At 67.6% G+C, this 7,626-nt stretch carries 7 protein-coding genes; 5 read left to right on the top strand and 2 right to left on the bottom strand.

Features of this window, described 5'->3' with window-relative positions:
• The first annotated feature begins 313 nt into the window (after positions 1–313).
• From pdxH to RJ1_RS28120, 5 genes are all read left to right on the top strand, one after another.
• The gene (gene pdxH / locus RJ1_RS28140; RefSeq protein WP_083400501.1) at positions 314–985 is read left to right on the top strand and encodes a pyridoxamine 5'-phosphate oxidase; all 672 of its coding nucleotides are present in this window, start codon (positions 314–316) and stop codon (positions 983–985) included.
• 42 nt (positions 986–1,027) lie between these two features.
• Entirely contained in the window at positions 1,028–2,314 is a 1,287-nt protein-coding gene (locus tag RJ1_RS28135) for an MFS transporter (RefSeq protein WP_073365811.1), read from the top strand.
• 52 nt (positions 2,315–2,366) lie between these two features.
• Positions 2,367–3,329, top strand: coding sequence for an aldose 1-epimerase family protein (locus tag RJ1_RS28130; protein WP_073365810.1), 963 nt, complete (start codon positions 2,367–2,369; stop codon positions 3,327–3,329).
• A 429-nt stretch (positions 3,330–3,758) separates the two neighbouring features.
• Entirely contained in the window at positions 3,759–5,054 is a 1,296-nt protein-coding gene (locus RJ1_RS28125) for a citrate synthase (protein WP_073365809.1), read from the top strand.
• A gap of 47 nt (positions 5,055–5,101) precedes the next feature.
• Positions 5,102–5,464 (top strand): FKBP-type peptidyl-prolyl cis-trans isomerase, encoded by a 363-nt coding sequence (locus RJ1_RS28120; protein ID WP_073365808.1) that lies wholly within the window; start codon positions 5,102–5,104, stop codon positions 5,462–5,464.
• A 30-nt stretch (positions 5,465–5,494) separates the two neighbouring features.
• Here RJ1_RS28120 and RJ1_RS28115 read toward each other — a convergent pair whose 3' ends face one another.
• Both RJ1_RS28115 and RJ1_RS28110 read right to left on the bottom strand, forming a co-directional pair.
• Entirely contained in the window at positions 5,495–6,844 is a 1,350-nt protein-coding gene (locus tag RJ1_RS28115) for a sensor histidine kinase (protein WP_073365807.1), read from the bottom strand.
• Positions 6,841–7,557: a response regulator transcription factor gene (locus RJ1_RS28110; protein WP_073365806.1), complete on the bottom strand. Its 717-nt coding sequence runs from the start codon at positions 7,555–7,557 to the stop codon at positions 6,841–6,843. The genes RJ1_RS28115 and RJ1_RS28110 overlap by 4 nt, the downstream gene beginning before the upstream one ends.
• Positions 7,558–7,626: the final 69 nt, after the last annotated feature.

Raw genomic sequence — 7,626 nt, 5'->3', positions numbered from 1 at the left:
CCGCTGACGAAATCGTCCGGTATTGCAGCGCTAGCTGACATAGCTCGTGGACTCTCCTCGTTCGAGTGCCCCCGGTCAGAGCGGCACTGTCTCGGCGTTCGACAATTGCGCTGAGCGTGCGTGCGGGATGGGCAGGCACCTTCGTCCGCGCAATCGACTTCCCCTCCCCGGGGACATCGCACGATCGCGGCTGCAATCCGAGGGGACGGGTTCGGTCCCCAAAACTTTAGCCGGTGTCACCGGAGAGTTGATCAGTGCATACCCGGGAGTAGCGTTCTCGGCTGTGTCTCCAGATGCAGAACAGCCGAAACCGGTGAACAAGGACCTCGCCGCCATGCGCGTCGGTTACGCACACCAGGGCCCTGACGGACGGTACAACGACTCCGATCTGGACGCCGACCAGCTGAACGACGGCTGGCTTCCCCTGATGCGCAGGTGGCTCGAGGATGCCGTGGAGTCAGGGGTTCCCGAACCCAACGCGATGACACTCGGAACCGTCGACGAGCACGGACATCCGTGCACCCGCACCGTCCTCTGCAAGGGACTGAGTGCCGACGGCGTGCTGTTCTTCACCAACTACGACTCGGCCAAGGGCCGCCACCTGGACGCCGTGCCCTACGCGTCGGTGACGTTCACGTGGGTGCCCGTCGCCCGGCAGATCACCGTCCGCGGCCCGGCCGAGCGCGTGAACGCCGAGGTCACCGACGAGTACTGGCACAGCCGGCCCCGCGGATCCCGGCTGGGGGCGTGGGCGTCGGAACAGTCGCAGCCGATCGGCTCGCGGGCCGAGCTGGACGCCGCGCTGCTGCATGCGGCGGAGCGTTTCCCCGTCGACGTCGACATCCCGGTCCGGCCGGACTGGGGCGGAATCCTGATCCGGCCCGACGTCGTGGAGTTCTGGCAGGGCCGCGCCAACCGGATGCACAACCGCATCCGGACGACGCGTGCCGGCGACACCTGGACCGTCGAGCGTCTGCAGCCGTGACGGCCGGGGAATAGTGAGCATGGGAAACGAGCTAAGGGAAGAATGACCGAGACCGTCACCGAGAAGAGGAAGCGGCGGCTGCTCGCCGACACGACGCCGCTGCAGAACCGGGACTACCGCCGCCTGTGGGCGGCCGGGATCGTGACGGTGATCGGTGGTCAGCTCAGTATCGTCGCCGTGCCCCAGCAGGTATACGAGATCACCCGCAGTTCGGCGTACGTGGGTCTGACCGGCGTGTTCGCGCTCGTGCCGCTGATCGTGTTCGGGTTGTGGGGCGGCGCGCTGGCCGACGTCATGGACCGGCGGAAGCTGTTGACGATCACGACCGTCGGACTCGGGGTCACGTCGGTGCTGTTCTGGGTGCAGGCGGCGCTCGGCCTGGACAACGTGTGGCTGGTACTCGGACTGCTGGCGTTGCAGCAGGCGTTCTTCGCCGTCAACCAGCCCACCCGCAGCGCGATCATTCCGAGGCTCATCCCGGCGGAACAGCTGGCCGCCGCCAACTCACTGAACATGACGGTGATGCAGTTCGGTGCGATCGCCGGACCGCTGCTCGCCGGGGTGATGATTCCGACGGTCGGGCTGTCGACGCTGTATCTCGTCGATTCGATCGCCCTGCTGGCCACGCTGTGGGCGGTGCTCCGGCTGCCCGCCGTCCCGCCGACGGGGGAGTCGCGCCGGGCCGGGCTGCACGAGGTGTTCGACGGGTTCGCCTATCTCGCGACGCAGAAGGTGCTGCTCGCGTCGTTCGTCGTCGACATCATCGCCATGGTGTTCGGCATGCCGCGGGCGTTGTTCCCGCAGATCGCGCACGACACGTTCGGCGACCCGGCATCGGGCGGTGTGGCGCTCGGACTGCTGTTCGCGGCGATGTCCTTCGGCGCGGTGGCCGGTGGGGTGTTCTCCGGCTGGCTGCCGCGGGTCCGGCGTCAGGGCCGTGCGGTGATCGTGTGCATCGCCTTGTGGGGTCTGGCGATGGTGGGCTTCGGCCTCGTGGTGGGTATCGCGTCACCCGGCGACAGTCCGGTCCTGCTGTGGATCGCCCTCGCGTTCCTCGCATTCGGTGGCGCCGTCGACATGATCTCCGCCGCGTTCCGCAGCACGATGCTCCAGCAGGTCGCCACCGACGAGATGCGCGGACGACTGCAAGGCGTCTTCATCGTCGTCGTGGCCGGCGGCCCGAGGATCGGCGACGTCCTGCACGGCGCGGCAGCCGCAGCGGTCGGGACGAGCGTCGCGGCGGCGGGTGGCGGCGTCCTCGTCGTCATCGGTGTGGTGATCGCCGCGGTCGCGTTCCCGGCACTGTGGCGTTACAAGGTCGCCCGCTAGGTTCCTGTGCGCCATCACATATCTCGTGCAGAACTCGTGCACACTGAAGTGCATGGGTGAATCGCAGTCGTCGAAGACGGACAGGCCTGCAGCGGCTGGATTCGAGATCCGCGGCGGCGGCTACCGCGCCGGTATCGCGGCCACCGGTGCCGGACTCCGGCTACTCGAACGGGACGGTCCGGAGGGGCCGACTGCGCTCACCGAGACGTGGGAGGTCGGCACCCGGCCGCCGTTGTCAGCGGGGCTGATCCTCGCGCCGTGGCCCAACCGGATCCGCGACGGCCAGTTCGTCTTCGACGGCATCGACCATCAGCTCGAGATCACGGAGCCGACGTTCGATAATGCCAGTCACGGATTCGTCCGCCGCCGGGACTGGCGTGTAGTCAATCACACCGACGACCGCATCGAGTTGTCGATCGACGTCGGCCTCCACAAGGGGTGGCCGTACCCGCTGCGGCTCACCGTCGCATATGCCCTCGATGACGACGGCCTGACGGTGACGCACACGGCCACCAACACGGGAGCAATCCCGGCGCCGTTCGGGATGGGTTTCCACTCGTACGTCCGCGCCGGCGACTTCCCGCTCGACGAGTGCACGCTGCGTCTGTCCGCCGGCACCCGGGTGCCCCTCGACGAGCGCATGCTGCCGAACGGCGGCTCGCAGCCGGTCGCCGGCACCGAATACGACTTCACCAGCCCGCGCACGCTGGCCGGCGTGGCCCTCGACACCCCGTTCAGTGCACTGGACGTCGACGTCGACGGCAGGTCGCGGCACGAGCTGCGCGCACCGGACGGCACCGGGACGATGCTCTGGGCGGCCCGGGAGTTCGGCTGGCTGCAGGCATTCGTCGCGGACCCCGACGCGGGCAAGTCGTACCCCGGGCGGGGGCGGGTCCTGGCGCTCGAACCGATGACGTGTCCGCCGGATGCGTTCAACTCCGGAATCGATCAGTTGGTGCTCGCCCCGGGACAGCAGTGGACCGGGTGCTGGGGCATGTCCGCGCTGGGGTCGTAACCGTTCAACTTTCGAGCATCGGGTGCCCACTTGGTGAGACGGTGTAACGCCGGTTGCGGCCCGGTCGATACGCCGGGCGGGGGTTCTTCTGTCGCGCCCGACGGGCGCTGCGACGCCCCCCGTTCCTCCCTCACCGTATCGGGTGACGAGTTGTGCGTTCGCCGCCGGCGCCGGCATCGGTGCAGGTGACGCGGCCGGTCCAGTCTCGCGCAACTGGCCCTCACCGTTTTCGCTCCCGCCCTGTGCGGGCAAAACGGACACTCCCCGATCCCGCTCGGCGACCCTTCGGCCTGCTTGCCGCGCATCCCGTGGGGGAGCCGGATCACGGGCTCTCAGCGGACCCGCCTTCGGCACGCGGGCCAGAGTGGGACTAGTTTCTACCCTGAATGAAGTTGTTACTCATTGGTTTGAGCTTGAGAGGGATGCTTCGTGCCTGACAATGACACAAAGCCCACGCTTACCTACCCCGGTGGTGAGCACACGATGTCCATTGCCAGGGCAACCGAGGGCAATGACGGTATCGAACTGGGCAAGCTGCTCGCCAGCACCGGGTACACCACCCTGGACCCGGGTTTCGTCAATACCGCCTCCACCAGCTCCTCGATCACCTACATCGACGGTGAGCACGGGATTCTCCGCTACCGCGGGTACCCGATCGAACAGCTGGCCGGGAAGTCGACTTTCATCGAGGTCAGCTACCTGCTGATCTACGGTGAGCTGCCCACCACGGCGCAGCTCGAGTCGTTCACCGACCGCATCCGGCGCCACACGCTGCTGCACGAGGACCTGAAGAGGTTCTTCGACGGCTTCCCGCGCAACGCGCACCCGATGCCGGTCCTGTCCAGCGCCGTCAACGCGCTGTCTGCGTACTACCAGGACTCCCTGGACCCGGCAGACCCGGAACAGGTCGAGTTGTCGACCATCCGCCTCCTCGCGAAGCTGCCGACCATCGCGGCCTACGCGTACAAGAAGTCGGTCGGGCAGCCGTTCCTGTACCCGGACAACTCCCTGAACCTCGTCGAGAACTTCCTCCGGATGACGTTCGGTTTCCCCGCGGAGCCGTACGAGATCGATCCCGAGATCGCCAAGGCTCTCGACATGCTGCTGATCCTGCACGCCGACCACGAGCAGAACTGCTCGACGTCGACGGTGCGGCTGGTCGGCTCTTCCGACGCCAACCTGTTCACGTCCATCTCCGGTGGCATCAACGCACTGTGGGGCCCGCTGCACGGCGGCGCCAACCAGGCCGTGCTCGAGATGCTCGACGAGATCAAGGCCAGCGGCAGCAATGCGGACGAATTCGTCCGCAAGGTCAAGAACAAGGAAGACGGTGTGAAGCTCATGGGCTTCGGTCACCGCGTCTACCGCAACTACGACCCGCGCGCGGCAATCGTCAAGAAGACGGCGCACACCATCCTCGAGAAGCTCGGGGGCGACGACGAGCTGCTCGACATCGCGATGGCACTCGAAGAGGCGGCGCTCACCGACGACTATTTCGTCGAGCGCAAGCTGTACCCGAACGTCGACTTCTACACGGGTCTGATCTACCGCGCGATGGGCTTCCCCACTCGCATGTTCACGGTTCTGTTCGCCATGGGCCGCTTGCCCGGGTGGATTGCACACTGGCGCGAGATGCACGAAGATCCCGCTACGAAGATCGGCCGCCCGCGTCAGATCTACACCGGTTACACCGAGCGTGACTACAAGGACGTCACAGGTCGCTGATCGCGAAAACCTGTGCCGAACCATAGAGCCCTCACCGAGGAGGACACATGACCAAACCCGAGATCGAGTTCCAAGAGGGACCCGCCCCGACCGACCTGGTCATCAAGGACGTGGTGGTCGGCGACGGCGCCGAGGCCGTCCCCGGGGGCACCGTCGAGGTGCACTACGTCGGAGTCGAGTTCGAGTCCGGCGAGGAGTTCGATTCCTCGTGGAACCGTGGTGAGTCCATCCAGTTCCCGCTGCGCGGCCTCATCAAGGGCTGGCAGGACGGCATCCCCGGCATGAAGGTCGGCGGACGTCGTCAGCTCACCATCCCGCCGGAGCTGGCCTACGGCCCGGCCGGCGCCGGACATCAGCTGTCCGGCAAGACGCTGGTGTTCATGATCGACCTGCTGGACGTGAAGGAATAGTCTCGAACAGCACGGAAGCCCCGCCTCACCTCAGCGTGACGCGGGGCTTTCTGTTGTGTGCGGCCACTGGGTGGTGTCGGTGTGCAATTCGACGACCAACCGTGCGCCGCCGAGAGGGCTGACCTCGAACCGCGCGCTGCCGTTGTGCAGCGCAGCCTGCTGGGCGACCAGTGCGAGGCCGAGACCCGACCCGCTCTTCGTTGCGTTGGAACCGCGGTGGAATCGTTCGAACACGGCGGCCCGTTCGGCTTCGGGCACGCCGGAGCCGTTGTCGTCGACGATGACGGTGGTGATGCCGTCGGCGGCTCTGAGGGTGATCGTGACCGCGGTGGCGCCGCCGTGCCGGACCGCGTTCTTGATGGCGTTGTCCAGGGTCAGGCGCAGTCCACCGGGCATGCCGCGGACCGTCACCGGGGTCGCGTCGACGGTGACCTGCAGTCCGGGATTGTGGCGCATCGCCTCCTCGGCGGCGAGGTCGCTGATGTCGACGAGATCGCAGTCGACGAAGTCCTCGTCGGTGGACAGCTCCCCGCGGGCGAGGCGCTCGAGGTCGGACAACGTCGATTCCACGCGGCCCTGTGAGCGGGCGACGTCGCGGAGGATCTCGTGCTGCTGTTCCGGCGTCAGGTCGAGAGTGGTGAGGACCTCGAGGTCGGTGCGCATAGCGGTGAGCGGCGTGCGGAGTTCGTGCGCAGACACGGCGGCGAAGTCGCGTGCGGTGGCGAGTGCGGCGGTGGTCGCGTCCTGCGCCTCGGCGACGTCGCGCAGCATCGACTCCGCGGCGGACGCCAGTTCGTCCGCCTCCCGGACCCCGGACGACGTGGGTGTCAGCTTCCGTTCGCGGCGGACGATGCGGCCGGTGAGATCGACCAGCGGGCGGACGGCACGACCGCCGAACAACCACCCGAGCCCGCTGGCCGCGGCGACGGCGAGGACGCCGACGAGGGCCACCTGCCGTTGCTGCTCGGACGTCACGTCCTGTGCTTCGGCGTACGGCACTGCCAGCGAGATGCGGGTGCCGAGAAAAGGCACGGTCGCGGTGTAGGCCCGGTACTTCGTGTCGCCGACCTCGACGGTCTGCGTGCCCGGGTCCAGTTCGGGCAACTGCGTGGGGGTGCTGACGAGGATTGTGTCGCCGTCGGCGGAACGGATGGTGATGGCGAACGCGCCCTTGTCGCCGAGGGCCCCGAGGAACAGACCGGCCGTGGCCGCGTTGGGCACGAGCACGTCCGACGCCGTCTCCAGTCGCCGGTCGAGTTGCGACATGTTGTTCCGGTTGATCGCCAGCGACACGAGGATGCCGAGGGCCACGACGATGATCGTCGCCCCCAGCGCCGTGGCGGCCGCCACGCGGGTCCGGAGTGAGAAGGACCGTTTCACGAGGGTTCCCGGAGCACGAACCCGACGCCGCGGACCGTGTGCAGGATGCGGGGCCGACCACCGACTTCGAACTTGCGTCGCAGGTAACCGACGAAGACGTCCACGACATTGGTGTCGGCGACGAAGTCGTAGCCCCACACCAGTTCGAGTAGTCGTTCACGGCTCAACACGATGCCGACGTTGCGGGCGAGTACCTCGAGGAGTTCGAATTCCCGTTTGGTCAGCGTGACTTCCTCGCCCGCCATGAACACCCGGCGCGCCGACGTGCGGATCTCCAGGGCCCCGACGCGGATCGGTGGGGTCGCGGGCGAGTCGGACGGGGCGGCGGCGGTCGTTCCGTGCCGGCGCAGCATCGCCCGGATCCGGGCGATCAACTCGGCGAGAACGAACGGTTTGACCAGGTAGTCGTCGGCGCCCGACTCCAGGCCGGAGATGCGGTCGTCGACGGTGTCGCGGGCGCTGAGCACGCAGATCGGGATGTCGTTGCTCATCGCGCGGAGCGCGGTCACGACGCCGGTGCCGTCGATGACCGGCATGTTCATGTCGAGCACCATCGCGTCCGGCCGCTGCTCACTGACCACCCGGAGCGCGTCGGCGCCGTCCACGGCCGTGAGGACGGTGAAGCCGGACAGGCGCAGGCCACGTTCGAGGGAGGTCCGCACGTCCTCGTCGTCGTCGACCACGAGGACACTGGCTGAGTCGGAGACGGTCACCCCTGCATTGTGCCGTGGGCACGACCCCGGAGAGTGCGGATGGCAGTTGTGGGAGCGTGTCTCGTCCGT

Source organism: Rhodococcus jostii NBRC 16295, assembly GCF_001894825.1.
GTDB lineage: Bacteria > Actinomycetota > Actinomycetes > Mycobacteriales > Mycobacteriaceae > Rhodococcus_F > Rhodococcus_F jostii.
Note: the sequence above shows the minus strand (reverse complement) of the source record. Positions and strands in the feature narration are given on the sequence as shown.